The following is a 26,595-nucleotide window of genomic DNA, read 5'->3' as shown; positions in this document are numbered from 1 at the left end:
TCCTACGGGACATCCGTTCTAGACGACTCAAAACTCCTCAACCTCGGACTGTGGGCGAAAAATTGGCAACAACACATTAAACGTCGAACCCTCACTCAGTCTGCTCTTAACCGAAATCGAACCGCCACAGTGCAGCAAGAGTTGTTGAACGATCGTCAGCCCCAACCCCGCTCCCCCCGAATCTTCTTCTACCGCTTGTCTGGCTCGATAAAAGCGATCGAAGATCTTGGGAATCTCGCTCGGCGCAATCCCAATGCCCGTATCGCGAAACTCAAGCTGCACATAGTCACCCTGCTGCTTGGCCCGCACCCAAACCTGACCGCCTCTCGGCGTAAACTTGATGCCGTTGTGCAATAAATTGATCACAATCTGCTTGAGCCACGTATTCAGACAAGAGACAGGCGGCAACTCTTCGGGCACGGTGTAAGCCAGCCGAACCCCCTTTTCTTCTGCCAATGGTTGATAAGTGCTGACCACTCCTGGCACCACATCGCTGAGTCGAAGCGCTTGAATGGTGGTTTGTTCTGCCATTTGATCCAGACTCACCAGATCGAGCAGGCTGGTAATCAGAGAACTTTGGCGATCGCACTCCTTCACCAGCAGATCCATATATCGCTGCTTTTGGGGCGGTTTGAGACTGGGCGAATTGAGGAGCGTCAAGGCGGTTTTCATGTTGGTGAGCGGCGTTCTCAACTCTTGCCCCACATTATTGAGAAACTCATCCTTCAGCCGAATCGCATTCAAAAGCTCCTCATTTTGCAATTGCAGCAGGTGCGCCATTTCGGCCTGTTTGCGATAAGTGGTCGCCCGCTGCCAGAGGTCTTCTTGACGCTGAATCTGCTTCGTGAATAATTGCCCGACCAGACCCGGATTCAAGCTAGAAGGCTGAGACGTTGCGATTAGCGTTTCCCAGACTGCCGCATCCGAACTGTCTACAAACTGAGTCAGGCGATCGAGAAACTCGCGAATCGTCTGTGGCTCCATCGATAGCAACACAGACAACGACTGCTTTTTCTCCGTCGGTTCTTCTTGCGCCGTGTCAAACAAACCTGCCTCAACGCCCTCCACTCGAATGGATTGAGGTCTTGAGCGATAAGCCACCAGCAGACCACAAAACTGTTTTGACCAGATCAGTAAAAAATAATCTCGCTTAAGCTGACTCTCAGAAAGCGATCGCCACAACGCCGGATGCTCGTGAGTCACACGGCCCGCATCGTCTGCCATAGGGCTATCCGCAATTTCTTCAGCAGCGTCTTCTTTTTGATTTCTAAATAAGTAAACAGCTTCGGGTGGCGTTGCCGATTCACGATAGCGATCGATTTCAGCTTGCCAAGCTTCCCCACGAGGCATCTTTGCCCAAATTGAAGCCGAAATCTGCTGCTCGACTAGCAAATCAATCAGGCTGCTCACCAATGACTTAAAGGTGACCGGGCTGGTCTGTAGCACAAACGGCGTTTGCTCAGAACTGGCTGCCAATTCGTAAAGGGAAATCTCTGGAGTCACGAAGGAGGTCATAGGGACATTTGGGAGAAGAATCGGTATTGAATCGGTAAAATTGACTACTGTGATTCGGCAGCCGTTGACGGCGATCTGACCCCTTATATCTAGCCGCAATCTGCCAAAATTGCTAGTTTCTGAACGTTTTTCCGTAACATCCCTGAGACAAGGGTAAAACCACGTAATAGAAGAAATGAGGTCAGCGATCGGGGCAGTCTCGATTTAAGTAGGGAGGGATTCCTATGTCTAGAGGTTACCCTGATGACCAACGCAAAATTAACATTTTTGGTAAATTCCCTCAGCGCTTTTTCGGGGATCGGCTCATGATGAAGAAAATTTCAGAAAGTCAACCGTTACCCGTTGAGATAAAGCCGCTTGCCTGGTTGACGGATTGCTCACACCGTCCAATCCAAGGTGCTTGCGGGTAACTCGAAAAGATCGCCTCTCTCTTCAGAAGAATGAAGATATCTGCATAAGTCTGCCTATCTATCAATGAGCTTTAATAAAGAGTTACATACTCTAGGCGTAACGGGATAGCAAACCTGTGAAGTTCTTCTCAGCGCTCCCGTTAGACCCAACTTGGACGAAACTCAACCTTCTATAGACGGCTATGGACAGCAGACAGTTTCCTCTAGTCTGACGAAATTGGTGACCCCCATGAACAATCAACCCACACCCGAAGTGAGTGAATTGCTGACCAGCTTAAAGCGGTGGATCTGGATTTTGTGTATTCCTGCTTGGTTGTTTGGCGCGATCGAGCGAGGCGCAACCGCTTTCTCTCATCCCTGGGTGACCCCTCTGGATCTGCTCCAGATTTTGACGGCGGCGTTCTTTCTCACAAGCTGGCTGCTACTAAAGCCCAGACGCTCTGACGAGCCGACAGCGTGAGATGACAAATATACCTGTAAGGAGAAACTAATATGACTGGACAAATGTGCTGGCTGGCAGGCTTTGGGTCAGGAAACAAAATCTTACATCTGAGAGAACAGCCCCTCAAGCCCTGGATGCCTTACACTGCCTTTCCGCAATACCGCGTCCCAGATCTACAAGTCCCTGGTGCGTCAAAAGGTTGGACAACTTACCAAAGGCTAAGACAGGCAGGTTGGGCGTTGATTCCGACAGCAGAGGCCTACACAAAAGTTGCGCCATCAGAAGTCCAATTGCTCGTCGGTCAATAAATTCGTCTTCTAAATGTCAAGAACAACGTCAAGAAAACTGTGCTAAGGATTGCCACTCCCGAAATTCTTTCATCTCTCTTCACTCTGACGAAGAACTAGCAGCGCCGATCGCTCTTCGGTGTACTGATTCGCTTTTGCATAGTCGCCCTGAGCATAGTAAGCCACCTTCAGCGTTCCTAAGATCTGTTCTTGGAGGCGAGGGTCTTGAAGCTTGCGAGCGATCGTCAGCCGCTGTTCGTGATAGGTGACGGCTTGAGTGCTTTCACCCAGCGCATCCCAAGAAACGCCCAAACTGCCCAAAGCTTGCTCTTCTGCTCGGAGATCGCCCACTTCTTGCGCCAGACAGAGCCGCTGTTGATTGTAAAAAATTGCGTTTTTGTGATCGCCTGCTGCATAAAAGGCATTGCCCAAATTTCTGAGAACCTGACCTTCTAGACGACGATCGTCAATCTCTTGCGCCAGTCTCAATCGCTGTTTGTAGTAGTCGATCGCCTGGTCATAATTTCCCAGCGCATAGTGGGCATTTCCCAGATTTTTGAGAATTTGCCCTTCGACGTGCCGATCTGCAAGTTCTTGAGCGATCAGTAATGCTTGCTGCTCACAGTCGATCGCACCTTGATGATCACCAGATGCTTTGTAAGCCAGCCCCAAATTGTTGAGCGCAGCCATCTCTCCGCGTCGATCGTGAATTTCTCGCGCCAGGGTCAGACTTTGCTGCTGATATTCAACCGCCTTGGGGTGATCTGCCAGGTGACGATAGGCATTGCCCAGCGTACCCAACACTTTGACGCTACTGAGGTAGCTTTTGATTTTTTGAGCCAAGCCCAGACTGCGTTGAGAATAATCGATCGCCTCAGCATAGTCTCCCACGCTATAGCAAGCCATTCCCAAACTGCCCAAAGCCTTCTCAACGCCCTGCTGATCATCAATCTCCAAATAAATCGCTTGGGCCTGCTGGAGTCGCTGAAGCGCGAGTTGAAACTGTCCCGCTTGATGCTGCTCGATGCCCTCTCTGAGCAAGCGATCGGCTTCTGATTTACGAACGTCTGCTGATTGAATCAGGGTCGCATCGCAAGGCTGAATGTCTGGAGAAATGGTTTCGCGATCGTCTCCCACATTCTCCACTTGACCGTGTGCTTGATTCCGGTCACTCATAAGTACACGCCTCTAAACTCGCTTTGCTGAATTCTTCCAACAAGACTGAGGGTTCAGCAGATCGAATGTTGCAGGGTCAGAGATGCGTCTCGTCTGCCCCAGCCTGCAATCTCAAATCTGATCAGCCTATCGGTTCCGAGGCTAACTTTTTTTCTGACAAGGCTAATCCGTAAATACGCTCACCTCCCGCATCCGTCTTTATAAAGTTCTCAGTGTCGTCCTCAGAGTTTTTTCTGGGCCAACCATTCCAACACTTGGGCATTCACGACTTCGGGGCGTTCGTCATGGGGACAGTGCCCCGTATCTGGGATGCCGACAAATTGCACATCATGGGTGTCAGTGAGCGATCGATAAATCTCAGCGCCTGCGATCGGTGTCCAGGGATCAGCTTCGCCCCACAACACCAACAGCGGCACCTTAATTTTAGGAAACAATTCCGTTGGTCGAGGGCCAGCCGGAGCCGAGAGAATCGACGCAAACACTTTTTGGGCACCCGGATCGCAAGACGGCTCGTGCAGCAGATCGACTAACTCGTCTGTAATTGCATCAGGATCGCGATAAACCTGCTTGAGACTGTTGCGAATTCGAGCTTTTTGACGGACGCGATCGAAGAGCCATGGCCCAAACGCTTGAGAACTCACAACTTTTGAGAAAGTACCCATGATCATCCGCAATGGCAGATTTAACTCTTCAGGTCGGTGATTGAGTCCTCCAGCAGGATTGAGCAACACGCCCCCAGCCGAGATTTCGGGATGTTCGGCTAACAGCATCAGACAGAGCAAGCCGCCGATCGAGTTACCGACAAATACGGTAGGCTGCTGAATCTTGGCGGCCCAAAAGTCGCGGATCAACTCGACCCAAAGCTCCAGGTTATAGTCCAATTCAGGCTTTGAGGAACCGCCAAACCCCAGCAGATCGAGAGCAAACACCTGGTAGCCAGCCTCAGCGAGAACGGGAATATTTTTGCGCCAGTGTCCGATTGAGGCCCCAAATCCATGAATTAATACCAAAGGCTGGCCTGTCCCCATAGACACATAGCGAATCTGATGCCCTTGCCATTCCCAAGTTTGTCGCTCAAAAGTTGCTGGAGTCGGAAGTTGCTCTACTGTCACGGTTCGTTTTGTGAAGTTTTCTTAAGACTTCTCCATCATAATATTTCACGTCTAAATTTTCAGCGTCCAGCGCGTTCTGAGTTAAAGCCACCTACTTTCCTGATTTCTTTAGCTCTGATGGCGACTGGAGCGCCTGGTCAAGAACAACGCGAGCGGTCTCGGCTTGAGAACGAGCTTCTCGGTAGCGCATGTTGGTCTGAGCATAGGTTTTGAGAACCTTGAAGCCTTCTTTGAGGCTGTTGATTTCTTCTTCGCTGACTAGCTCATCCGTAAAGAGAATGTCGATTTGTTCGCGAACTTGCAGCGCTTCAGAGCGTGATTCTTGAGCCTTGAGTTTGAGGGTTGCCAGACTGCTAAGAACCTGAACGGCTTGATTGAGGGCATCTTCATCACTGGAAGCGATCGCGCCTTGATCTTTAATTTCGATAAAGTGCTGCGGCCCAAAGCCATCCGTTAGCTCGGTGGGCAGTTTGCCGTCATCCATTAGTTCCATCAGTTGATCCATTGCCTTCTCGCGAGCTTTGGCAGAATCCTTACCAGAGACCGTGAGAATGACTTCGGGACTTTGAGCAAGCGTGTATTGAACCATAAAAAGTAGGAGGTAAGGAGTATGGATGTTCTTTTTTCATCCTTCTACATCCTATATGCTGAGAAGCGATGCGATTTCCTGATTTCCGGCTTTTTGGTTTTTCAGGCTTGACATCTCTATGAGTATCTGCAATAGTAGAACTTGTCCGAATTTTGCGGGTATAGCTCAGTGGTAGAGCGTCACCTTGCCAAGGTGAATGTCGCGCGTTCGAATCGCGTTACCCGCTTTTTAATTAAAAATTTTTTAATCCCAGATTGATGAATTCTCAATGCAAGAGTTGAATGTCTTCGACTAAAAGGCAGCACCCTAAAAGTCTCTAGAGCTTTCGGTAAATTAAGCTCCTTGACGCTGGGTAATACCGCTCTTCAACACGGTCATCGTTCTGAAATCTTCAACTCACAACGTACTTTTTGACAAGCTTATTACTGAATTGATCTTTGAATCGATCTATTGATTAATCTATTGACTTCCAGCCTGATTAAGATGGGTAACAGATCTTAAAAATCTTCAGATGAACGACGAATTTAAGCTCAAACCTTAAGCAATTGTTAGAGACTTAGCTCAATCCCTGCAAAAATTCAACTACCTGGCAGAATAGTGTAGTATCGAGCACAAAAACTGCTTGAAGAGTAAGTTTAAGTGTTCTAAAGTCATCAATCTCTTACAGATCATCTGACAGCCAAGTAAAAACCGTTGCCAGGTCAATCAAGAGAGTTTAAGAGCACGAGTTCGACAAGGAACATGGTAGTGACCAAAGAGCGACCACTTGCAGCATTATTTCGCCAGATTGGGGGCGGTGCCTTTCCACCTGTCGTTGAGACGTTTGAGCGAGGCAAAACGATCTTCTTTCCAGGCGACCCCGCAGAACGAGTTTATTTTTTAGTCAAAGGTGCCGTCAAGCTTTCGAGAGTTTATGAGGCGGGTGAGGAGATTACGGTTGCCTTACTGCGAGAAAACAGCGTGTTTGGGGTACTGTCACTGATCACCGGGCAACGCGCCGATCGCTTTTATCATGCGGTTGCGTTCACATCGGTTGAGTTGCTGTCTGTTCAAATTGAGCAGGTTGAAAAAGCACTCAAAGACAACCCCGAACTCTGTCTGCTAATGCTGCGAGGGCTGTCGTCTCGAATTCTACAAACCGAAATGATGATCGAAACGTTGGCGCATCGAGATATGGGGTCGCGTCTGGTGAGTTTCTTGCTGATTCTCTGTCGCGATTTTGGCCTGCCCAGTCAAGAAGGGATCACGATCGACCTCAAGCTGTCTCATCAAGCCATTGCAGAAGCGATCGGCTCAACGCGGGTGACCGTGACTCGTCTGCTGGGAGACTTGCGACAGGACAAAATGATCTCTATTCACAAAAAGAAGATCACTGTCCACAATCCAGTCACCTTGAGTCAGCAGTTTACCTGATCGCTAGCCAGTCGGCGAAGCCTGAAGGCGTACAAATTTCAGGCTTCACACCTCGCCTATTACCAATCGTCTTCTCTAAATAGAAATTGACCTTCTGAATTGAGGTAGGGTGACTTCCAGCGGGTCAATTCTTTATCAGGGCAGATGTCTAGTCCTTCTCCCACGCCGTAGGGGTGCATTCCGCAGACTAGCACGTTGCCGTTGTAGGCTTGCCCATGATAGTGACGACAGCCGACACAGATGGGGTGTTGGTTGAGCAGCGGTTCTACAGTTTGCATCATCGGTTGGGCAGCTTCTCCGACCATGCCTTCAAACCCAAAATAGGCTTCTAAAACGGGGTTGACTAGCTCATTAATGTATTGGTCAATCTCATCTGTAAAGGTATTTTGTGCCTGTGCCGAAAGCTCGTCAGAAAGCTCTACAAACACGTTGACCACTTCTGTCACTTCTCTCGACACTTCAACAAAGAAGCCTTCGATGTGATCCGCGATCGTTTCTAACAGTTCAGAAAAATCTTTTTGCCACTCTTCCATAGGGTTCTCACCGGGGTTGCGTTCCAAAAGGGATGGATGATTGAGCGTTGATTCCCTTGTGTGAGGCTGCGCTAGATGGCTAAAGATTCCTACCATCAAAGGGTTCTATCCAAGGGAATAGCTTCGCTATCATAGCGCAAACTTTTATGGTTCAATCTGGTCAAAAAGAAGGCAATCGCTTTCTGATTTTGCGATTCTCACTAGCCCAAACGCCTTGAGAAGATTCAGTGATTTCAGAAGATTTGCAAAAGACTATAAATCAAAAAGTTTCTTCATATGTTCACAACAATTACGCGACAGAAATGCTGCTATCGCTAGAGGCATTGAGTTAGCTCTCTTGATTAAACTGAACCTGATTCTAAATTGGGAGACGCTCGTTGTGAACAATTCGATCGTGATGATTTTACTCTTGGGGCTGCTGCTGATGATGCTGATTGCTCCTTTTTCAGCGCTGTCTCTGGTGATGCTGGTAGTGTTGGTTTCAGCGATCGGCTGGACAGGTTGGCAACTAATCCGGACGTTGGTCAAAGGAGACGCTTAACTCAAAACAAAAAGCAGGGATCAATGGGTTTTCTGTGGCTTTAAAGTATGAGTAGGTCGAGAGTCTCGATCGCCTGATGCTTTTGTTAGATGACATCTGCAAAATTTTATTGCAATTAGGGGACGGCTCAAGATTTAAAATGCTTTTTCTACCTACCCGCTATTTTGAGCTAAACCCATGAAGTCTTACCTGGCTGCTGCAATTCAAATGAATAGTCTGCCCGATTTACACAAGAATCTGGCGCAGGCAGAAGAACTAATCGATCTCGCGGTGCGTCGAGGAGCGGAACTGGTTGGGTTGCCAGAAAACTTTTCTTTTTTGGGAGACGAGCAGGCAAAACTAGCCCAGTCTGAGGAAATTGCTCAAGAGAGCGAAAAGTTTCTCAAAACAATGGCGCAGCGTTTTCAAGTCACGATTTTGGGCGGCGGTTACCCTGTCCCGGTTGGCAACGGTAAAGTCTACAACACCGCCCTGCTGGTCGCCCCCAATGGTCAGGAAATTGCTCGCTATGAAAAAGTACATCTTTTTGATGTCAATTTGCCCGACGGCAACACGTACCGCGAATCGTCGATGGTCGTTGCTGGCTTGAAAATGCCGCCCGTCTACCCGACCAAAGAGCTAGGCAACCTGGGGCTGTCAGTCTGCTATGACGTGCGATTTCCAGAAATATATCGTCAACTATCACAGATGGGAGCAGAGGTGTTGTTTGTCCCCGCAGCGTTTACGGCACACACGGGCAAAGATCATTGGCAGGTTTTGCTACAGGCGAGAGCGATCGAGAATACCTGTTATGTGATTGCCCCCGCTCAAACCGGACGACACAATACGCTGCGTCAATCCCACGGTCACGCCATGATTGTTGACCCCTGGGGCGTGATTTTGGCAGATGCAGGCGACACACCAGGAGTGGCGATCGCGGCGATCGAACCCGCCCGTCTCGAACAAGTCCGCCGCCAAATGCCCTCTCTCCAACACCGAGTCTTTGTCTAGAGCAGTAAGGACTTTTGAATGAGTTCTGAATGGGTTTTGACTTGTCTCACTCACTCCTCAGTCCTCAGTCCTCACTCCTCAGTCCACACTCCTGACTCCACACTCCTGACTCCACACTCCTGACTCCACACTCCACAATGTAAAGAAGCTTGTACCATTGGAAGGGACGATTTTGAGTGAACCATGATCGATCCCTTCGCCTGGATAACGGCTTCTATTTACGATTCTGTTTTTGTCATCCCTCCGATTTTGGCGACTGCCGCCGAGACTGAAAATCCTTCTCTCGTGCTGGCAGGCGTGCTGTTGAGTTTGGTCGCTGTCTATCTAGCCAGCAAACTTGGGGGAGAAATTTGCGCCCGCATTGATCTGCCTCCGGTGTTGGGAGAGTTGGTCGGAGGAGTCGCGATCGGGGTTTCTGCCCTCCATCTTTTAGTGTTTTCAACCGGAGGAAGCAACGCGAGTGGATCTCTGATCATGCAAATGCTTCAGATGTCGGCTCACGTCAGTCCTGCTGAGTTAAATGCTACCTTTGCTGCCCAGAGTGAAGTAATTTCGGTGTTGGCAGAGATTGGCGTTGTGATTTTGCTGTTTGAGATTGGGCTAGAGTCAGATCTCAAAGAATTGCTGAGAGTTGGCCCACAGGCGGCGATCGTGGCCTGCGTTGGGGTGGCGCTGCCGTTTGCGATGGGGACAGCGGGATTGATGACGATTTTTGCGGTTCCAGCAGTTCCAGCGATTTTTGCGGGGGCGGCTCTGACGGCGACCAGCATTGGCATTACAGCGAGAGTCTTGTCCGAGCTTCAGCGGCTCAGTTCTAAAGAAGGTCAAATCATTGTTGGGGCGGCTGTCTTAGACGATGTGCTAGGGATTATTGTGCTGGCGGTGGTTGCAGGATTAGCTAAAACAGGCGAAGTGCAGGTAGGCAACATTGTCTATCTGATTATCAGTGCAGCAGTTTTTTTGGTCGGGAGTCTCTGGCTGGGACTGTTGCTCAATCCGTTTTTGATCTCGCTGGTCAACGAATTGAGAACTCGTGGACAGTTGTTAATTGTCTCCCTGGTTTTTGCGTTTTTGCTGTCTTACATTGCAGTCGTGATTCAGCTTGAGGCGATTTTGGGCGCGTTTGCGGCGGGGCTGATTTTAGCGGACACCGAGAAGCGTAAAGAACTGAGAGAACAGATCGAGCCGATCGCCGATATGTTGGTGCCAATCTTCTTTGTTGTCGTCGGTGCCCGCACGGATGTGAGCGTCTTGAATCCGTTTGTCGCCAGCAATCGGGAAGGCTTGATCATGGCGACCTTTCTCATCATCGTGGCGATCGCAGGCAAGGTCGTGACGGGCTTTACGCTGTGGGGTCAGCCAGACTTAAACAAACTGGCGATCGGCGTGGGGATGATTCCGCGAGGCGAAGTGGGGCTAGTGTTTGCGGCGATTGGGGCGACTAGCGGCGTGTTGTCGGAGTCATTGCAGGCGGCGATCGTGGTCATGGTGATTTTCACCACATTTATTGCACCTCCCCTGCTGCGCGTCGTGTTTTCTAAAGAAGCGTCTTCAGAAGGTTTGACGGGCGAAGTTTCGGCGGTTGAAGGGCTGATCGAAGACGCGGTGGGTGATCGTCCACAGTCCTGATATGTGAAACTAGTCGGCGATCGCTTGCGTAAAGATACGGACAGGCGATCGCCGAAAAAATATATTCCAAAGAAGGCAACTATATTAGAATGCTGTAGCCTAAATCTAAGTTCACAAACGAGATAGATGGGCGGTCATACTAACTGGCAGGCGTTTAAAAATTTCATGCTGAAGGATTACTCTGCTCAAAATTCTATAAATACTTTCCGAAACTTGAGAACTGAGATCTGCGTCTGCCAAATTCAAGGGTGCAAAAGATTCTACTGAATAAAGCAGAATTTTCCAGAAAAGAGGGGACGATCGGAGAAGACTAAATAGGCAACGACGGCAAAATAGAAGTCAAAAAGATTGGGCTTTAGATCTGATTGGATGTTTACTATCGAACTTCTTTGCGAAATGATCCAAAACCTCAAGCGGTTGGTCTAAAGTCCAGTGTCTAATGTTTAATAGTCTGCGTCTGATGGTGATTCAATTTAACGGCGGGGTTAAGGTTTTTTCTGACCCGGCCCTTTCTTGTCTGCTTGAAAATGTGCTTAATCATAGGAACTGTGGTGATTTTCTAACCCGATCGCGATGCGCGGCAAACAAGGAGCGATGACTTTGAAACGCAACGTATTTGAACAGGAAATAGAAAATAGGAACCTAAAAAAAGGAAGGCTAAATTTCTACTTTTTTTTCTACCTTTTGCCTTTTGTTCTATTTCTATTTCCTTCGGCTGCTGAGGCCGCAAGGTTACAGTTTTGGCGGTTTGATTCGAGTCAAAATCGCTTAGAGTTTACAACTGATAATGGGGTGCAGCCCAGGGCCCAACTGATTGCAAATCCGACTCGATTGGTGATTGATTTACCAGGGGTCATACTGGGTCGCCCCGCCGTCACAGAATCTTACAGTGGGGCGATCAAGTCGGTGCGGGTGGGTCAGTTCGATCGCGGCACGACGCGGATTGTCGTTGAGATGGCATCGGGCTATACGATCGACCCCAGCCAGGTCAAATTTCGCGGGGCCACACCTCAACAGTGGAGCGTCCAGTTACCCACGCCGCAAGTAGACAGGACTGCCAGCGCGCCTGACAATTCTGTGACGGTTCCCACTCAGTCGCCTATTTCTTCTAGTCCCGGTGTTAGCACCCGATCGTTTATTCAAAACGTGCAGCCGACTCCGGATGGGTTTTTTATCCGCATGACGGGGGGCACTCCACAAGTGCGATCGATCAGAAGCAGCGATCGGCGACAGATGTTTATTGATCTATACGGGTCAGCCCTTTCGCCGAATCTGACTTCTCGCAACTTTATCAGCGATCGCAATGGGGCAAGTCGGCTTCAAGTGTCTCAGCTTCAGGCTTCTGTGGTGCGTTTGACGCTGACCGTTTCGCCCAATAGCGCTGATTGGCAGGCAACTCCCAGCGGGACAAATGGCTTAGTGTTGTTGCCCCAGTTGGGGACGGCCTCCACGCCTCAACCGAGCAATCCGCCAAACAGTCCGCCACCCATCGCTCAAAATCAGGGCGGCGTGGCTACCATTCAAGCGGTCGAATTGGATGAGGGCAGTCGCCAACTTCTGATTCGGGCTGATCGTCCCATCACCTATACCTCTGGATGGGATCGGGCTTCTAGTTCTTACCGCATCACCGTTCCGTCGGCTCAGTTGGATCGATCGGTGCGCGGGCCGAGCCTTTCTGCCAACAGTCCTTTATTACAGGTGCGGCTGAGACAAGAAGATGCCCGTACGGTGGCGATTTTGTTGTCTCCAGCGGCCGGGGTACAAATTGGCGATATCAATCAACCGAGTCGGCAACTGCTTGCCCTACAACTACGGCGATCGGGGCTATTTGCGGTTTCACCTCCGAGCAGTTCACCGGGTTCTACGATTCCTGTGCCGCCTGCGACCAATCCGATTCCAACGGTGCCACGAGTGCCCAACGGACGGCGGGTTGTGGTGATCGATCCAGGTCATGGCGGCCCTGATCCGGGAGCCGTGGGAATTGGAGGCTTGCAGGAAAAAGAAATCGTTACGGACATCAGCAGACAAGTCGCCGCGATTTTAGAACAGCAGGGCGTGCAGGCAGTTTTGACGCGATCGAACGATATTGATCTCGATCTAGAACCTCGCGTCGCTCTGGCCGAAAGAGTTAACGCCACTCTATTTGTCAGCATTCACGCCAACGCAATCAGCATGAGCCGACCGGATATCAGCGGGCTTGAAACCTACTACTTTGATAGCGGGTTGGGGTTGGCTCAATCGATTCACAGCAGTGTGTTGCAGGGTACAGGTGTCCGAGATCGCGGCGTTCGCAAGGCTCGATTTTATGTGTTGAGAAAAACCTCGATGCCGTCGGTGCTGGTTGAAGTCGGATTTGTGACAGGACGCGACGATGCTGCTAAATTATCGACAGCAAGTTATCGCAGACAGATGGCAGAAGCGATCGCTCGCGGTATTCTACAGTACATGCGTTAATTTGCTTGGCGATAGATTAAGGAGTGTGTGTGTGAGGAGTCAAAATTCAACAATGGGACAGTCCGGTCATTCAAACAAAGATTTAAATTCAAGCAGACCAGCCAATTTTAATTTAGACCCAAAACCTTCCAGTAACGCCCCCATTGGCATCTTTGATAGCGGTGTCGGGGGCTTAACTGTGTTGAGAGAGCTTTACCGTCAGTTGCCTCTTGAGTCGGTGCTTTATTTTGGCGATACGGCGCGGTTGCCCTACGGGACAAAATCTCCCAGTCAAATCGTGCAGTATGTGCGGGAGATTCTCACCTGGATGACGCACAAAGGCGTAAAAATGGTGATCGTGGCTTGCAATACCAGTTCTGCGTTGGCGATCGAGCAGGTGCGCTCTGAGTTTCCAGATTTACCGATCGTTTGTTTGATTTTGCCGGGGGCAAGAGCGGCGGTTCAAGTTGGGAAGCGAATTGGGGTGATTGCGACGCCTGCGACGGCAGCCAGTAATGCTTATCGTCAAGCAATTTTAGAAGTCGATCCGACCGCAGAAGTTTGGCAAGTGGGCTGTCCCGAATTTGTGCCCTTGATCGAACAAAATCGGATTGACGAACCCTACACCTATCACATTGCTCAAACCTATCTAGCGCCATTACTCGAACAGCAAATCGATACGCTGATTTATGGCTGCACCCACTATCCGCATTTGGCTCCCGTGTTAAAGGCCATTTTGCCGCGATCGATTCAGTTAATTGATCCGGCGGTTCACGTCATCGCTGCGGCGGCCCAAGAATTAGATTTATTAGGACTGAAACACACTCGCCCTGCGATGCCCACTCAGTTTTGCGTCAGCGGTTCGCCCAAGCCTTTTGTGGAAATTTCTCGTCAGTGGTTGGGCTGTACGCCGATCGTTGAGCAGATCAGTTTGCCAGAAGTGACTCGTCAGACGATGGTCAAGTCTGAGGTTTAACGTGAATTCGATGAGAGTTTTTGCTTCGTTGTTCACGGCTTCTGCCTCTCAAGCTGCCAATTCTGGGGGACTTTAAGAAAAGAATTCTGGTTCAAAGTCCCCGGCTCGTAGGGGATTTAGGAGATGCCTAGATTAACGTGAATTCGATAGAGTTTTTTCGCTTCGGTATTTAACGCTTCTGCCCCCCAACCCCCCAAATCTGGGGGACTTTCGGACAGGATTTCTTGCTCAAAGTCCCCCAAACTTGGGGGATTTAGGGGGCTGCCTGGAGTGATCGCCACAGCGAGGGATTTCATCGAATTCACGTTAGATTAACAACCGCAGTGAAAGATTTCATCGAACTCACATGAGGATGAGGGAGAACTTCGATGATCTGTTCCCCTTTGGGGGTAATCCGCTTCGCGAGGAGGGATGAGATGTATATCAAATTCCCTTTACTTTTTTCACATCTCACACCTCACTTCTTCAAAAGTGCTTTGAAGGCTCGATGCTCCTCGGTGGCTCCTACGACTAAAAATCGATCGCTGGCTTCTAAAATCGTTTCGCCTAATGGGTAGCGGTTGAGTTGATTGTGACGCTCGATCGCCATGATCGTGACTCCGGTGAGGCGGCGGATGTTGGCTTTGGCTAAACTAAGTCCGACTAAGGGCGAGTCTGTCGGTAGCGTGTACCAGTGCTTCTCTAAACCTTCGATCGCTGCGTCAAAATCACCGCCGCCCCAATACTCGGCTCGTTCTGGCAAAATGTCACGATAGCGGCCGGAGCGATAGCGGTTGACAACTTGCTGGACAGCATAGGCAGAATTTCCTAACTTCAACAGCATGTGTGCACCTAATTCGAGGGCGGCTTCAAATTCGGGTTGCACGACTTCTTGAGCGCCGAGTTGATAGAGAACATCAAATTCATCGTTGACATGGGCACGAACTGTAATATCGAGGTCTGGTGCAAGGCTGAGGGCCCGCTGCAAGGTTAAGCGAGTCGCCATTGGGTCAGGAAGCGCGATCGCCATCGATTTTGCACGAGATAAATTGGCTTTTTCTAACACTAACGGACTGGATGCATCTCCAAATAAATAAGGAATGCCCTGCTCCCGTAAGGTTTGTAGAGAAGCTTCGTTGTTGTCTAAGACTAGAATTTTGTGTCCTTGAAAGTAGAGCATCCGCACGAGCGTTTGGCCGACCCTGCCGTATCCCGCTACGACAACGTGATCGCTGAGGTCTTCCTCAAGTCCGACGATGTGCGCGGGCTTACCCGATCGGATTTTCGCCCCAATGCCTGGAATTCGTTCTAATGCAAGCAGCAAGGCGGGTGTTGTCTTGAGCAAAAAGGGCGTGATGAGTAGCGTGACTGCGGTTGTGCCAACGGTGAGTCCGTAGAGCCTTGATGAAAAAAGCCCTTGACTTTGAGCCACGCCCGCCAACACAAAAGAGAATTCTCCAATTTGATTAATTCCAAGCCCCACTGTCAACGCAGTCTTGAGCGGATAGCGGAATAGCGCCACGATCGCTGTCACAACCACCGCTTTGCCAACCATTGCGATCGCCACCAGTCCAATCACAATCCAAACATTAGCGATGAGAAAGCCTGGATCAATTAGCAGCCCGATCGACGCAAAGAAAACAGTCGCAAACACATCCCGCATTGGCAAGACGCGATCGAGGGCATGGTCAGCATAATCGACGTTAGAAATCATTAATCCGGCGACAAATGCGCCCATCTCGATACTCAGCCCAATCCTGGAAGTGAGGAGGGCAATTCCCAGGCAAATCACTAAGATTCCTAACAGAAATAGCTCCTGCGATCGCGTCTGAACCAGCAGTTTGATCAAAAATGGAATCACCCAAATCCCAGCCAGAACTGCGCCGCCCATAAATAATAAGGCTTTGACGATCGCACTGAGAACAGCAAGTCCGATCGCGTTTCCTGGTTGAGTTAAGGCAGGCAAAACGGCGAGCATGAGTCCCAGCCCAAGGTCTTGTACGACCAGGATTGCCAGCATGATCTGCCCGTGAGCCGTCTGCACCTCATTGCGCTCAATCAAACTTTTAAGAACAACGGCAGTCGAAGAGAGCGACAGCACCGCACCCAGAAACACCGCTTTGGGCATCGTATCAACCCAACCCGTGAGATAGGCAACGCCTCCCCCGATCGCCATCGTCAGCAAGATTTGTAGGGTTCCTCCACCGAGAGCGATTGCTCGAACTCGCAGAAGTTCCTTTAAAGAAAACTCGACCCCTAACGCAAAGAGCAGCAGGGCGACTCCCACCGTCGAAAGTACCTGAATATCACTTTCTGTTGTGATCAATTTCAACCCTGTCGGGCCAACCAACATGCCGCTGAGTAGGTAGCCCAACAACACAGGCTGTCCCAAGCGACTAGCAATATATCCTCCAGTGGTGGCGGCTCCGAGTACTGTCACCAGGTCAGTAACGAGCGTTAACTCTCCAGCCATTGAGACTCCTTTACGATCGCTGTCGATCTGAATGGGACTTTGGACTCTAGACTTCAGACAGGGAAGCATTTTAAGTCTAAGGTCTAAAGCTTAAAGTCTCTGCCACGTAGGTAGCCGAAGTCTGGCAAACGAGATTAATGTGACGTGAATTTACTGAACCCCCTTAAGGTAATCTATCCAAAATTTTCCACAAGAAGAAAGCTTTTGCACCAGAAACCTGGTCTGATCTCTCAGAATTGGCAGTTTGGGAGGGCAGAAGTGCTGAACAATGCATCGAGAAACTTTATCGAATTAAAGTGAAATTAACCCTTCTGCTTGGCTTTCTCTCTCGCTAGTTTTCTGGCTTTTAGGGCTTCCAGGTTTTGTTTGATGACGCTGACAGAAGCTCGATCGCCGCGCTCCAAATACAATTCGCTCGCCTTGACTAAGTTGATCGTGGCATCATCATCTCGTCGCAAATTTGCCCAGGTCAGACCTCGATTGTGAAAGGCTTCGGCAAACGTTGGGTTAAGTTGGATGGCTTGACTAAAGGAGTCGATCGCTGCCTGATATCGTCCCGACTGATAGTTCAAACAGCCTTGCTGAAATGCTTTTGAGGACTCTGTCTCAGGTGACAAGTCGATCGCGATCGGTTCCGAAAACAGCACTTGACGACTGCCTGACCCGACATACGCCCAGACCATCGAGCCAATGCCAAAACCAGCCACAATCGCCACAACCCCCAACACAGCCAATAAGTTTACGGTTTCCATAACGTGCCAAAAAAGAATCGGGCCAAACGCAGACCTTTCGTTAGTCTACATTCAGCCCGTCATCGGTTTTCTAGTCTACGTGTTAGACCATTGGGTTAAATCATTGGGTTAAACCATTTTGAGATCAGGATATTCGGTGAGCAGATCATCGCGAGTCAAGACATCGCCTTCGGCTTGGGGGGCCCATAGCACTTCGAGAGCCATTAGCCGATCGCTCGACACACTCCCTAACTGACTCAATGCCTTTCGCAGATCTTCAGAACTGTTAATTTTGGGAAGTTCCAATTTGCCTTGAGTCGCAACCAGCAGCGTTACCACAATGTATTCACCGGGGTCTTGTTCTGCCAGTGCGCCTTTCTCCGCCACCGTCAACGCGCTACTTTGCTTAAGCTGATTGTTGACGTTAGACAGGGTTTCGGCTGTAAATTTGCTGCGTTCAGACAGTGCCAGACGATTGAACTGATTTTCGGCCGCTTCTAACCGAAGTTGTTGAGACTCTTCGCCACCGTAGGCCCAGTATTCAGGGTGACGCAACAGCGAAAGTGTCGTTTCTTGTAAAACTTGAGCCAACCCTTCAGAAGAATCGGTGTTTGCTTTTTGGGCAATGCGATCGAGATCTGTTTGTAGATTTCGAGCTTCTGACAGCAGACCGACCTGGACACGAGCGATCGACACAGCAGGATTGGTGTAGTTCAACTCATCGGCATCTTCACGATTTTGTCGGAAGCTACGGACGAGGAAGCTGGCGATCGCAAAGAAGATCAGCAGCGAAAACAGCCCGCCACCGCCGCCACCCAAGAAGGGCAAATAGACGAAGGGCAGCCCAAATCCACCGCCACCGGGATAATAACCGCCACCATAACCACCTCCGACTGGAGGGGCATAAGTCCGGCTAGGAGGCGCATAAGTTCGGCTGGGTGCCCGGAATGAGCCACCCCCGATTCGTCCACCGCTTCTAGCAGCCAGAGCGCCATCGGCATGACCTAGCGCGATCGTAAGAATGAGGGCGATCGCAATCAGGGGTTTCAATAGTTTTTTAATCAACGGAGAGACTTTTTGGTTCATAGCTCTGTACCTATCAAGCTTGTTTCAACGCAGACAGGCTGGTTGAGCGGTTCGCAGATTTCTGAGCGTTCTGTTAAGAGTTCTAAAGCCTGCTTACTTTTCTACTTTATCGCCTTCCTCTGGGGTTGGAAATGCCTGGAAGGGGGAGTTAACCGTATAGATAAGGAGGGATGAGGGATGAGGGATGAAAAAGTTTTTAGGTTTGGGCGTTGAATGTCGGGGAAGCAAGGAGTTTGAAAGGTTGTAAACTCGACAAAGCAGAAAATCTCAATTAAGAAAAGCTTCTACCGACACCATCCCTCATCCCTCCTTCTACCCTCCCCCAACGATCGTCACGACTTCTAGCCGATCGCCCTCTGCTATCTCAGTTTCTGTCCAAAATTGGCGATGGAGAATTTCACCGTTGTATTCAATGGCGATCAGACGGGGGTTGAGTCCGAGTTGTTCGAGTAGGCTGGGAAGCGGAGTGTGAGGAGGACAGGTGTGAAGCTCCCCGTTGACTTGAAGCGTGATAGACATGGACGGCTAACAATGTTTCTGTAGTTTCTACTGTCCATTGTCCCAAGGATCTTCGCTGGTTTGTCCGTTGTGGGCGATCGGTATGCGATTTTTCTGATTTAGCTGTGCCAAGAAGTATTGGGTGGCGAGCGTTGGCTGCTCGGCTTGCATCACGGCCCGAACGACAGAAGCTCGTTGTGCCCCGGCTGAGAGAATGTCGTGAATATTGGTACTGTCGATACCGCCGATCGCAAACCACGGCACCGGAGAATGATCGGCAGCGTAGCGCACATACTCTAAGCCAGCGGCAGCCTTTCCTGCTTTGGTCGGCGTTTCGTATACTGGCCCGACCCCAATGTAGTCAGCTCCTTCTGCAATGGCGCGGTGCAATTCATCAGGATTGGTCGTCGATCGTCCGATAATTTTCTGCGGCCCCAACAGTTGACGCGCTAACTCAGTAGGAATGTCTTGCTGTCCGAGGTGAACGCCATCAGCATTGACAGCCAGGGCAATATCAGGACGATCGTTGACGATAAATAGCGCCCCATAGTCATGACAGATTTGACACAGCTTTTGAGCAGTGGTCAGTCGCATCTCATCATCCGCTTGCTTATCGCGATATTGAACGAGGGTCAGCCCGCCTTGTAGCGCCGCCTCCACGATCGCAAACAAATTGTCAGAAGGAGCCGTCACCAGATACAACAGGGATTGCCGTAGGCGTTGATGCTTTTGGTAAGACATCAGGCTGCTTTCGATTGTATAGACGTGATAGCGCACTTGTTTAACCGCCGTCGCCATCTCGCTGCTGTAGACCTTGCCATACTCTTCTAAGACCCGCAGGGCTTCTTCGACGCGACAGAAGTTTACCTGTAGGACATCCTCAATGCTGTTTCGGGACGCTTCTTGGGGGTGGGTGAGGTCAGTACCGGGGTCGTCGGGGGTGTTGCGGGCGGCGCGAAGTTCGGAGGTGTGCCACTGAGCTAACGTTTGCCGCAAATGCTTACACTGCTCGGTCAGGCGCGAATGATTTAACCCAAATCGACACCATTCTTCGATGACTCGCAGTCCTTCACGGGCGCGATCGAGGTTAGCATCAAGAATCCGGTAAAGTGCAGGTTGTGCAAACTGGCTGCGGCTGTCTGTATTGCCCATTGGAACAAACCCATTAATTTTCAATCGTATCAGTCAGAGGAGAGCGAGGAGATTTTTTTGAGTGGCCTTGTCCAGTTGTGACCTCATGCTTGACTCAACTTCCAATTCTATTTGTGAAATTTTGTAACGTTTGTCACGTTCAACAAATCTATAGACAAAATTGAAGGATTGTTTTTCAAGCTTGTGAAGAATGAGGGAGTAGTCGGCGTGGAGTTGAGTTTGAGGCTTTGCTGACTGAAATCTAACCTATCTCACAATCGTCGTCACCTTTACTTTTCAACTGTCATCCTGAAGCCGTGTCTAGGAGAAAAATTGTGAGTCCGATTCCCACTCGTCGCGCTGGCCGTTGCAGCACTGTTTGCCTGACCCAAGATTTTGTCCCTGAGTGGGGAATGTTTACCCTGTCTGCATTGTGCGTTTCGGGACTGGTGGTTGCTGGGGCGCAGGGAGCGATCTCTTCGAGTTACCCGCAAGGGGTCGCTTCGAGTTACCCGCAAGGGGTTGCTCAAGTTCCTAACGTTGTCACGGTTGCTCAAAGCCCCTCAAATTCTCAGCAAACCAGCGTTTTGTTTGTCAATCCTGCCTCTGGCAATGATAGGGGTAGCGGTAGCGAACAGGCACCCCTTAAAACCATTACTCAAGCGCTGCGAGTTGTGCAACCGGGCACCATTATTATGCTGGCTCCGGGAACCTATAGCGCCAAAACCGGGGAAACCTTTCCGCTTTATCTCAAACCGGGCACCACGATTAAAGGAGAGCCACGCGATCGCGGTCAAAGCATCATCATTCAGGGCGGCGGATTTTTTCTCAGTCGCACCTTTGCTCGACAGAATGTGGCGATCGTTGGCGCAAATCAAGCCGGGCTGACCGGAGTGACGGTAACCAACGCCAACCCTCAAGGCTATGGGCTATGGGTCGAATCGACGAGTCCTGTGATTTCTGACAACACGTTTACGGGCAGCGGTCATGATGGGGCTTCTGTCGTCGACAGCAGCGCTCCTATTTTACGCAACAATTATTTCTATCAAAATGGGGCAAACGGCATCACGATCTACGGATCGTCGCGTCCAGAGCTTCAGGAAAATATTTTTGAGAAAACAGGCTTTGGCATCAATATCGCCCAAAATGCGGCTCCCCGACTCACCGGAAATCGCGTCACACAAAACAAAGACGGCATTGTGATCCAGGGCAGGGCCAGACCGATTTTGCGGGGCAATGTGGTAGACAGCAACAGTCGAGACGGCATCGTTGCGATCGCTCAGTCTCGTCCCAATCTCGGCACCTCGGCTGACCCCGGCAACAACACTTTTATCAGCAACGGTCAGTTTGATATCAACGCCAAAACCAGTAGTGAAACGATCGCTGCCTTTGGCAATCAACTCTCTTCCAAAGCCAACGGCAAACTCGATTTTTCAGGAACGGTCAATGTGGCAGATATCTCCGTTGCGCCGACAAACGTTGCGTCTACGGTTCCGTTTGGGCAAGAAGTGGCGCGTCCGTCACCCAAAGTCAGCGCGCCTCCGCCTGTTGCTCCGATCGCTGCGATTCCGGTGCCCGCTCCGGTGAATGTACCGCGTTTAGTCAGTCCGCCAGAGGCTCCCAAAGCGCCTATTTTTTCGCGCCCTGCGGCTACAAGTTTAAGGCGGCTTCCTGTTCCCAAGGCGACGGCTCCTCAAATTCAAGTTGCGCCTCCGACTCCCCAAGCGGTTCCTCAGATTCAAATTGCGCCGCCTGTGACGGCTCCAGCGCCCCTTTTACGGCGACCTGCGTTGTTTAGCCGTCCAACAGCGACGAGCGGCGCGATCGAGATCCCCGTTCCTGCCCCCGAATCAAGTGCCGCGCCTGCAAATGTGAACCCTGCTGTGAATCCGCCGTCTACCCTAGCGGTCGCTCCGGGTCAAAGCATTCTCCCGGTGCCGAGTGCAGATGCGCCCCTGGGCAATGTGGGCAATATGTCGTCTGTTCCGATTTGGCGCAACTCTGGACAGCGATCGCAGGGCAGTTCTTTGAGTGCAGCCGCAAATTTACGCTTTCGAGTCGTTGTAGAAGCTGATAGCGACAGCCAGCAGTCTCAGGTCAAAGCGATCGTTCCCGATGCCTTCCCCGTTTCTCTGAGAGGTCGTACGTTAATGCAGGCGGGAGCTTTTGGCGATCGATCCAAAGCCGACGAGCTTCTACAATCCTTGTTAAATCAGGGTCTCAAAGCAACGATCGAGCAACTGTAACCGACCCAAACAAAACAGTTCTTCTCCTCACTCCCCACTTCTCCCACCTCACCCATTTGCCTTTAAAATAAAAGTGATTAGAATCACGGCTAAAACAGGATCTTATTCATGAATATTGTGGAGTTTTTTGCCCAGAGTGCAGGTAAATGGTCTTCGTTGAGAACCAGCCACCATCTGGCTTTTAAGCAACAAGAAGGCGGTAAGTCAGAACTTCAAATCGAACTGCTCGATAAGACCGATCCGGCAGTGATTCAACTCTGTGCGCTCTACGAGGTCGATCCTGAAACAGCGCTGTGTGGGGCCCGCGTCACCTGGGACGGCACGATGGAGTGGGACGAAGAAAAGCATGAGGGCTCGACGGTGTTGGTGCCGATCGCAGACCCCGAAAAGCCCAATGAAGGCAGTCTACTTCGAGAAATGGGCTACGCCGAAAAAGCACCTGTTGCGGGACGCTATGAGATGGGCAGCAATGACGAACTCGTTTTGATCACAGAGTACGAAACCATGTACTCCAAAGAGCGGCTCTGGTTTGAGAGTCCCAATGTGCGGTTGCGTCACAGCATTCTCAAACGATTTGGCGGCTTTAGCATGGCTTCTTTCTGCTCCGAAGTCCGCATGGGTGGCGCAAAACCTCAAGAAAGTGAGACCGACACCGCGGCCAGTTCTTCTTGAGAATTGGGGGGATCAGTCGATCGTAAAGTGATGTCGTGCTGGCGATCGTTGAGTCTTGATTGTTTGAATTCTCCTCGCTCAAAGTTCAAGATCTTAGAGATCCCCCAACCCCTCTCTCAAAAAGAGGAGAATTCGGCGAAATCTTGACTGTAAATATCAATTCGGACAGCCTCTAAATCTCCCAAAATTAACGTCAGTTCGAGGAACGCTTCGCTTCTAGATCCAGGAACGCCCCCTAAATCTCCCACAAGTGAGGGACTTTGAACCAGAATTCCTCTCTGAAAGTCCCCTAAAATCGGGGGTTGGGGCAGAAGCCGTGAACAACGAAGCGAAAAAACTTCATCCAGTTCAAGTCAAACGAACCCCCTTTCCCTCACGCTTTGTCGCCATTTTGGTCAGCCACGGCTTTTAGTTTGGCGTAAAAATCAGACCCCGCATTGGTTGGCGTAAATTGATGGATTGGAGGTTGATGATCTTCTAGCGGCTCATCGGCTTGAACATTACCATTAGTCACCTCATCGGCAGTTGGCTCAAAGCTGGCGCGATCGATCAGGGTCTCCATCTTGGCTAAAGAACTGGTCGCGATGTCTGGAAGCGGCTCAACTGCCTTCTCCGGGACTTGTAAAGTAACTGGACTGACCTCAACGGGAGCAGATTGGATTTGTTCGGCTAGCGCAATCCAGGCAGGTTCTGGCTCCTCAATTCCTGTGGAACTCTCAGCGATCAACGGCACTTCGACCACAAAGCTAGACGACTTGACCTGTCGCCGCTCTGAAGTTGTGGCATTCAAATTTTTGGGGAATTTGTTGCAAACTAGCCGCTCAAACTCATAGTTAAAGTGATAGCAGGGATTGTTGCGTCGCTTCCAAAGCTGGAGAATTTGATCGACCGAAATCGCTTTGTAGCGTCCTTGATAGAGCGCCTCAATCACAGCCCAGCGCACCCAACCCGCAGGAAACTCCTTCAGCCACTGCTGCGTAAGCTGGCTGACGGTTTGATAACCCAGATCAAAACTGTAGTGTGTTAACAGATCTGCTGCATGGGCGATCGCGGTTTTATCATCTGGAAGACCTTTTACCAATTGTGTCATCAACCCTCATCACAGAAAGGCTTCCTCGCAAGGACAGGAAAGCCAGGGAGGTATCCCTAGAATCAGGAATCTCTGGGGAAGCTGTACCGAGTTTAGATTAAATCCACTGCACAAGTCTATTCGGGCAGACGCTGAACGCCACCTTGAACCGGACTCACACCACTGCCCTCAAAGGGTTCGCTGCCCCCTGACCAATTAAAGTCGCTGATTCGCAGCCCGATCGACCCCAGTTCCAAAATTGGATTGTAGCGTACCGATACACTGTAGCTGCGACGGCTATATTCCAACACGTAGTCGGTACTAATTTCGCGACCTGTTTGAATATTGTAAGCCGTCTGAAAGCCAAAGCGAATCGGGCCGTAAATCTGCTGAGTAATCCCTGCATAGAGAATCCGATCATCCGCCACGCGATCGAACAAAAAGGGCGACAACCCATCCCGCAAAACTTGAGTGTAGGTGATGTTGAACGCGGTATAGTCCAAAAATGGCTTGGTAAAGTTGCCAATCTGACCCGAAATTCCCACAGTGGCATTGAGGTTTCGCTGATAATCGCCATTGCTGTAGGCGTTGCCAACCCCCGTCAGACCTAGACCCAACGAAAGATAAGGCGTGATTGGGGTGGGAGAGTAGCGCAAGCCTGCTTCTGGAGTTGCGGGAGCCGCTTTGCCCTGCCAGAGAATAAATCCTCGATTGATCGCCGCACTTCCTTGAAAGCGACCGAGACTGATGCGATTATTTTTGCGAACTGGCTCTAATAGATCGGCGCGATCGGTGTCTGCATTCACAAACTGATAGCCGGCCTGATAGCTGAGATTGATGCCCGTGTTGCCCAAGACAATGTTGGGTGAGAAAAACAACGCCCCAATGCTGCTTTGAATATCCTGAAAGCCTAAAGAATTGTTAAACAGGCGATCGCGATAGCTGGCTTCTAAACTCAGGGTGTGGGTTCCGACGAGCTGTTGGGCCCGCAAACTTGCCCGCAAATTGTCTTCTACGTCGCCCAAATCGAGACTGGTGAGAACTGCCGTGCCTCTAACCAGCGTGCGAGGACTCAAAGGAACGGTCAATCGGCTCTTTACGCCAAAGTTTTCTGGACGAAATGGATTGCCCCCATTCGTAATCGCCTTCTGCACCAAAATCTGTGGCGTAATTGTAAACCGGGCCGCCCCCGGAGGCAGCACATCGATTTGGCGCTCAATAAACAACCCGCCGCGATCGGTCGCATCAAACCCAAAGTTAAATAAAGCAGGCTGACGCTCATTGCGATCTAAAATGACTCGATTTCGCAACAGAGGGAGCGAAAAACCGCGATCGAAGACCACACGAGGACGAGAAGCCACCACTTCATCGCGCAAAGGAGAAAGCCGTCTCAGTTGGGCTTCTTCTGCTCTTAGCTCTAACTCTGGTGGCGAAAAGGGGTCATTGGTAATTCTGACTTTCTTAGCTCGCCATCCTTCGGGATAAAACTCGATCTGATCCGCCTCAAAGCGCAATCGTCTGACCTGCCCACCAATGCGGGGGACAACCTGCGCCCCACTGGGGTTTCTACCTGAACCAAGAATCAGGTTGGCACTTCCAGGACTGGTGACTTGCTGGGGCTGATTGGCAAAGACGCGATCGCCCACCGTTCCGCCAGGGACAGTTCCCGAAGTCACGTCGGTAGGCAGGTTGGGATTAAAGTCAGTCGCAGTGGTCGGCAGAAAGATCTCTCCACCCGCCTGCTCGATCGTGCCTTCTTCTTGAATCAGGTTGTAGCGAAACCGTTGTCCTCGAAGGGTTTGATCGCCCCTGGTCAAGACGACGTTTCCTTCGGCAATGGTCAGCCGATTGACTAAATTCACCTGAAAGCGATCGCCCGTAATCAACGCGCCTCGAAACTTGAGAGACACCCTGCCTTCTGCGGTAAAGATTTGTCGCTGTACGTCGTAGTCCTGGCGATCGGCTTTCAGTTCTAAAATTCCTTCGCTACCCAACTTCTGAACGGGGATGGGAGCGGGTGCAGGGGTAACGGTTGGAGGCGGCGCTACGGGTGGGGGGGCAGCAGGCGCGATCGGAGCAGGGGGAGCGTTGGTAGGAGGAGCGGGAGTGTCAGGGAGCGCGGGCGGTTGAGCAAGAGTTGGCGCATCCTCAGTCGTCACTGTTCCACCCAACGCATCGGCACCCTGCAAATCGGAAGGTTCCCGGAGGTCTGCAAGCTCTGGAGGTAACGTTTCGGGAGGAGAGGGCTTGGCCAGAGCGGTGGCCGAAGCGAGGAGCGCGTTGCCCGATCTGCTTTGCAGATATTTGAACGATCGCACCGTCTCAAGGGTTGATGGAACTGCTGGCTCAAGCCTGGAAGGGGCGACAAGAGATGGCGGTTCGGGTGGGGGAACCGGATAAGGCATACATTAAGCTACTCGATCGAAACGCCCGACAGATACACCGCGTCAGTATACAGAGAAGGAGGACAGCATCATACCGCCTCCTTGTCTGACGGGCCAGTTCTCTAGATTTATTCCATATCTCTCCGCTTGGGGTTCCGAGACGGGTCGTTAGAGAGGAATCCAAAGAAAAACAAGCCTACGAAAAATGCAACCACAATGTAAACAACCACTTTCAGCGTCAACATGCTGATATCTCCAGAATTATGAAGGGCTAAAAAAG

The 26,595-nt window shown here is 50.7% G+C and carries 24 protein-coding genes and 1 tRNA gene; 11 read left to right on the top strand and 14 right to left on the bottom strand.

The window, feature by feature from the left end; all coding sequences use genetic code 11:
- Positions 1-27: 27 nt before the first annotated feature.
- Positions 28-1,515 (bottom strand): ATP-binding protein, encoded by a 1,488-nt coding sequence (locus ACJ2PR_RS15000; RefSeq protein WP_446877582.1) that lies wholly within the window; start codon positions 1,513-1,515, stop codon positions 28-30.
- A gap of 639 nt (positions 1,516-2,154) precedes the next feature.
- On the opposite strand from ACJ2PR_RS15000, the gene ACJ2PR_RS14995 reads away from it, so the two are divergent.
- Both ACJ2PR_RS14995 and ACJ2PR_RS14990 read left to right on the top strand, forming a co-directional pair.
- Positions 2,155-2,385, top strand: a complete 231-nt coding sequence (locus tag ACJ2PR_RS14995; protein WP_446859593.1) for a hypothetical protein — start codon at positions 2,155-2,157, stop codon at positions 2,383-2,385.
- 32 nt (positions 2,386-2,417) lie between these two features.
- Positions 2,418-2,675, top strand: coding sequence for a hypothetical protein (locus ACJ2PR_RS14990; RefSeq protein WP_446877581.1), 258 nt, complete (start codon positions 2,418-2,420; stop codon positions 2,673-2,675).
- 69 nt (positions 2,676-2,744) lie between these two features.
- Here the strand turns inward: ACJ2PR_RS14990 and ACJ2PR_RS14985 are convergent, their stop codons facing one another.
- The 3 genes from ACJ2PR_RS14985 to ACJ2PR_RS14975 form a co-directional block, all read right to left on the bottom strand.
- Entirely contained in the window at positions 2,745-3,830 is a 1,086-nt protein-coding gene (locus ACJ2PR_RS14985; RefSeq protein WP_446877580.1) for a tetratricopeptide repeat protein, read from the bottom strand.
- Positions 3,831-4,051: 221 nt separating this feature from the next.
- Positions 4,052-4,942: an alpha/beta fold hydrolase gene (locus ACJ2PR_RS14980; protein WP_446870845.1), complete on the bottom strand. Its 891-nt coding sequence runs from the start codon at positions 4,940-4,942 to the stop codon at positions 4,052-4,054.
- A 91-nt stretch (positions 4,943-5,033) separates the two neighbouring features.
- On the bottom strand, positions 5,034-5,531 hold the full coding sequence (locus ACJ2PR_RS14975; protein WP_446870844.1) for a hypothetical protein: 498 nt from the start codon (positions 5,529-5,531) through the stop codon (positions 5,034-5,036).
- A gap of 154 nt (positions 5,532-5,685) precedes the next feature.
- On the opposite strand from ACJ2PR_RS14975, the gene ACJ2PR_RS14970 reads away from it, so the two are divergent.
- Positions 5,686-5,757, top strand: a tRNA-Gly gene (locus tag ACJ2PR_RS14970).
- A 515-nt stretch (positions 5,758-6,272) separates the two neighbouring features.
- Positions 6,273-6,944 (top strand): global nitrogen regulator NtcA, encoded by a 672-nt coding sequence (ntcA, locus tag ACJ2PR_RS14965; protein WP_446859598.1) that lies wholly within the window; start codon positions 6,273-6,275, stop codon positions 6,942-6,944.
- A gap of 59 nt (positions 6,945-7,003) precedes the next feature.
- Here the strand turns inward: ntcA and ACJ2PR_RS14960 are convergent, their stop codons facing one another.
- Entirely contained in the window at positions 7,004-7,477 is a 474-nt protein-coding gene (locus ACJ2PR_RS14960; RefSeq protein WP_446859599.1) for a hypothetical protein, read from the bottom strand.
- Between the two features lie 379 nt (positions 7,478-7,856).
- Here ACJ2PR_RS14960 and ACJ2PR_RS14955 point away from each other — a divergent pair, with 379 nt between their 5' ends.
- From ACJ2PR_RS14955 to murI, 5 genes are all read left to right on the top strand, one after another.
- Positions 7,857-8,018, top strand: a complete 162-nt coding sequence (locus ACJ2PR_RS14955) for a hypothetical protein (RefSeq protein ID WP_446859600.1) — start codon at positions 7,857-7,859, stop codon at positions 8,016-8,018.
- A 177-nt stretch (positions 8,019-8,195) separates the two neighbouring features.
- Positions 8,196-9,008 carry a carbon-nitrogen hydrolase family protein gene (locus ACJ2PR_RS14950; protein WP_446877579.1) on the top strand — a complete coding sequence of 271 codons (813 nt, stop codon included), beginning with the start codon at positions 8,196-8,198 and terminating at the stop codon, positions 9,006-9,008.
- Between the two features lie 183 nt (positions 9,009-9,191).
- Positions 9,192-10,637: a cation:proton antiporter gene (locus tag ACJ2PR_RS14945; protein ID WP_446877578.1), complete on the top strand. Its 1,446-nt coding sequence runs from the start codon at positions 9,192-9,194 to the stop codon at positions 10,635-10,637.
- A gap of 684 nt (positions 10,638-11,321) precedes the next feature.
- A complete protein-coding gene (locus tag ACJ2PR_RS14940; protein WP_446877577.1) occupies positions 11,322-13,091 on the top strand; it encodes an N-acetylmuramoyl-L-alanine amidase in 1,770 nt (589 codons plus the stop codon).
- A gap of 31 nt (positions 13,092-13,122) precedes the next feature.
- Positions 13,123-14,046, top strand: a complete 924-nt coding sequence (murI, locus tag ACJ2PR_RS14935; RefSeq protein WP_446877576.1) for a glutamate racemase — start codon at positions 13,123-13,125, stop codon at positions 14,044-14,046.
- 116 nt (positions 14,047-14,162) lie between these two features.
- On the opposite strand, the gene ACJ2PR_RS14930 is transcribed toward murI, so the two are convergent.
- The 6 genes from ACJ2PR_RS14930 to ACJ2PR_RS14905 all read right to left on the bottom strand — a co-directional run bounded on the left by ACJ2PR_RS14930 (position 14,163) and on the right by ACJ2PR_RS14905 (position 19,965).
- Positions 14,163-14,342, bottom strand: coding sequence for a hypothetical protein (locus ACJ2PR_RS14930; protein WP_446877575.1), 180 nt, complete (start codon positions 14,340-14,342; stop codon positions 14,163-14,165).
- A gap of 161 nt (positions 14,343-14,503) precedes the next feature.
- The gene (locus tag ACJ2PR_RS14925) at positions 14,504-16,567 is read right to left on the bottom strand and encodes a cation:proton antiporter domain-containing protein (protein WP_446877574.1); all 2,064 of its coding nucleotides are present in this window, start codon (positions 16,565-16,567) and stop codon (positions 14,504-14,506) included.
- A 233-nt stretch (positions 16,568-16,800) separates the two neighbouring features.
- Complete coding sequence (locus tag ACJ2PR_RS14920; protein ID WP_446877573.1) at positions 16,801-17,250, bottom strand: tetratricopeptide repeat protein; 450 nt, start codon at positions 17,248-17,250, stop codon at positions 16,801-16,803.
- 108 nt (positions 17,251-17,358) lie between these two features.
- Positions 17,359-18,315, bottom strand: coding sequence for a DUF1517 domain-containing protein (locus ACJ2PR_RS14915; protein WP_446859608.1), 957 nt, complete (start codon positions 18,313-18,315; stop codon positions 17,359-17,361).
- Between the two features lie 312 nt (positions 18,316-18,627).
- On the bottom strand, positions 18,628-18,834 hold the full coding sequence (thiS, locus tag ACJ2PR_RS14910) for a sulfur carrier protein ThiS (protein ID WP_446859609.1): 207 nt from the start codon (positions 18,832-18,834) through the stop codon (positions 18,628-18,630).
- A 27-nt stretch (positions 18,835-18,861) separates the two neighbouring features.
- Positions 18,862-19,965 carry a thiamine phosphate synthase gene (locus tag ACJ2PR_RS14905; RefSeq protein WP_446877572.1) on the bottom strand — a complete coding sequence of 368 codons (1,104 nt, stop codon included), beginning with the start codon at positions 19,963-19,965 and terminating at the stop codon, positions 18,862-18,864.
- Positions 19,966-20,279: 314 nt separating this feature from the next.
- Here ACJ2PR_RS14905 and ACJ2PR_RS14900 point away from each other — a divergent pair, with 314 nt between their 5' ends.
- Together ACJ2PR_RS14900 and ACJ2PR_RS14895 are read left to right on the top strand one after the other, a co-directional pair.
- On the top strand, positions 20,280-22,190 hold the full coding sequence (locus ACJ2PR_RS14900) for a DUF1565 domain-containing protein (protein ID WP_446877571.1): 1,911 nt from the start codon (positions 20,280-20,282) through the stop codon (positions 22,188-22,190).
- Between the two features lie 108 nt (positions 22,191-22,298).
- Entirely contained in the window at positions 22,299-22,862 is a 564-nt protein-coding gene (locus ACJ2PR_RS14895) for a phycobiliprotein lyase (protein ID WP_446859612.1), read from the top strand.
- Positions 22,863-23,235: 373 nt separating this feature from the next.
- On the opposite strand, the gene ACJ2PR_RS14890 is transcribed toward ACJ2PR_RS14895, so the two are convergent.
- From ACJ2PR_RS14890 to ACJ2PR_RS14880, 3 genes are all read right to left on the bottom strand, one after another.
- Positions 23,236-23,952 (bottom strand): hypothetical protein, encoded by a 717-nt coding sequence (locus tag ACJ2PR_RS14890; protein WP_446877570.1) that lies wholly within the window; start codon positions 23,950-23,952, stop codon positions 23,236-23,238.
- A gap of 116 nt (positions 23,953-24,068) precedes the next feature.
- The gene (locus ACJ2PR_RS14885; protein WP_446877569.1) at positions 24,069-26,336 is read right to left on the bottom strand and encodes a DUF3769 domain-containing protein; all 2,268 of its coding nucleotides are present in this window, start codon (positions 26,334-26,336) and stop codon (positions 24,069-24,071) included.
- A gap of 107 nt (positions 26,337-26,443) precedes the next feature.
- On the bottom strand, positions 26,444-26,560 hold the full coding sequence (locus ACJ2PR_RS14880; protein WP_446859615.1) for a photosystem II reaction center protein I: 117 nt from the start codon (positions 26,558-26,560) through the stop codon (positions 26,444-26,446).
- Between the last annotated feature and the right edge of the window lie 35 nt (positions 26,561-26,595).

Source organism: Phormidesmis sp. 146-33 (genome assembly GCF_052939515.1).
The sequence above is the reverse complement of the archived record's forward strand: the minus strand, read 5'-3'. Positions and strand labels throughout refer to the sequence as shown.

What these genes read in the sequence shown, in the direction of transcription:
- ACJ2PR_RS14930 (WP_446877575.1), bottom strand. Translation starts at nt 14,342, where the DNA reads ATGAAATCCCTCGCTGTGGCGATCACTCCAGGCAGCCCCCTAAATCCC.
- ACJ2PR_RS14950 (WP_446877579.1), top strand. Translation starts at nt 8,196, where the DNA reads ATGAAGTCTTACCTGGCTGCTGCAATTCAAATGAATAGTCTGCCCGAT.
- ACJ2PR_RS14975 (WP_446870844.1), bottom strand. Translation starts at nt 5,531, where the DNA reads ATGGTTCAATACACGCTTGCTCAAAGTCCCGAAGTCATTCTCACGGTC.
- ACJ2PR_RS14885 (WP_446877569.1), bottom strand. Translation starts at nt 26,336, where the DNA reads ATGCCTTATCCGGTTCCCCCACCCGAACCGCCATCTCTTGTCGCCCCT.
- ACJ2PR_RS14905 (WP_446877572.1), bottom strand. Translation starts at nt 19,965, where the DNA reads ATGGGCAATACAGACAGCCGCAGCCAGTTTGCACAACCTGCACTTTAC.
- ACJ2PR_RS15000 (WP_446877582.1), bottom strand. Translation starts at nt 1,515, where the DNA reads ATGACCTCCTTCGTGACTCCAGAGATTTCCCTTTACGAATTGGCAGCC.
- ACJ2PR_RS14995 (WP_446859593.1), top strand. Translation starts at nt 2,155, where the DNA reads ATGAACAATCAACCCACACCCGAAGTGAGTGAATTGCTGACCAGCTTA.
- ntcA (WP_446859598.1), top strand. Translation starts at nt 6,273, where the DNA reads ATGGTAGTGACCAAAGAGCGACCACTTGCAGCATTATTTCGCCAGATT.
- ACJ2PR_RS14960 (WP_446859599.1), bottom strand. Translation starts at nt 7,477, where the DNA reads ATGGAAGAGTGGCAAAAAGATTTTTCTGAACTGTTAGAAACGATCGCG.
- ACJ2PR_RS14920 (WP_446877573.1), bottom strand. Translation starts at nt 17,250, where the DNA reads ATGGAAACCGTAAACTTATTGGCTGTGTTGGGGGTTGTGGCGATTGTG.
- ACJ2PR_RS14880 (WP_446859615.1), bottom strand. Translation starts at nt 26,560, where the DNA reads ATGTTGACGCTGAAAGTGGTTGTTTACATTGTGGTTGCATTTTTCGTA.
- ACJ2PR_RS14945 (WP_446877578.1), top strand. Translation starts at nt 9,192, where the DNA reads ATGATCGATCCCTTCGCCTGGATAACGGCTTCTATTTACGATTCTGTT.
- ACJ2PR_RS14985 (WP_446877580.1), bottom strand. Translation starts at nt 3,830, where the DNA reads ATGAGTGACCGGAATCAAGCACACGGTCAAGTGGAGAATGTGGGAGAC.
- thiS (WP_446859609.1), bottom strand. Translation starts at nt 18,834, where the DNA reads ATGTCTATCACGCTTCAAGTCAACGGGGAGCTTCACACCTGTCCTCCT.
- ACJ2PR_RS14890 (WP_446877570.1), bottom strand. Translation starts at nt 23,952, where the DNA reads ATGACACAATTGGTAAAAGGTCTTCCAGATGATAAAACCGCGATCGCC.
- ACJ2PR_RS14895 (WP_446859612.1), top strand. Translation starts at nt 22,299, where the DNA reads ATGAATATTGTGGAGTTTTTTGCCCAGAGTGCAGGTAAATGGTCTTCG.
- ACJ2PR_RS14925 (WP_446877574.1), bottom strand. Translation starts at nt 16,567, where the DNA reads ATGCTTCCCTGTCTGAAGTCTAGAGTCCAAAGTCCCATTCAGATCGAC.
- ACJ2PR_RS14990 (WP_446877581.1), top strand. Translation starts at nt 2,418, where the DNA reads ATGACTGGACAAATGTGCTGGCTGGCAGGCTTTGGGTCAGGAAACAAA.
- ACJ2PR_RS14915 (WP_446859608.1), bottom strand. Translation starts at nt 18,315, where the DNA reads ATGAACCAAAAAGTCTCTCCGTTGATTAAAAAACTATTGAAACCCCTG.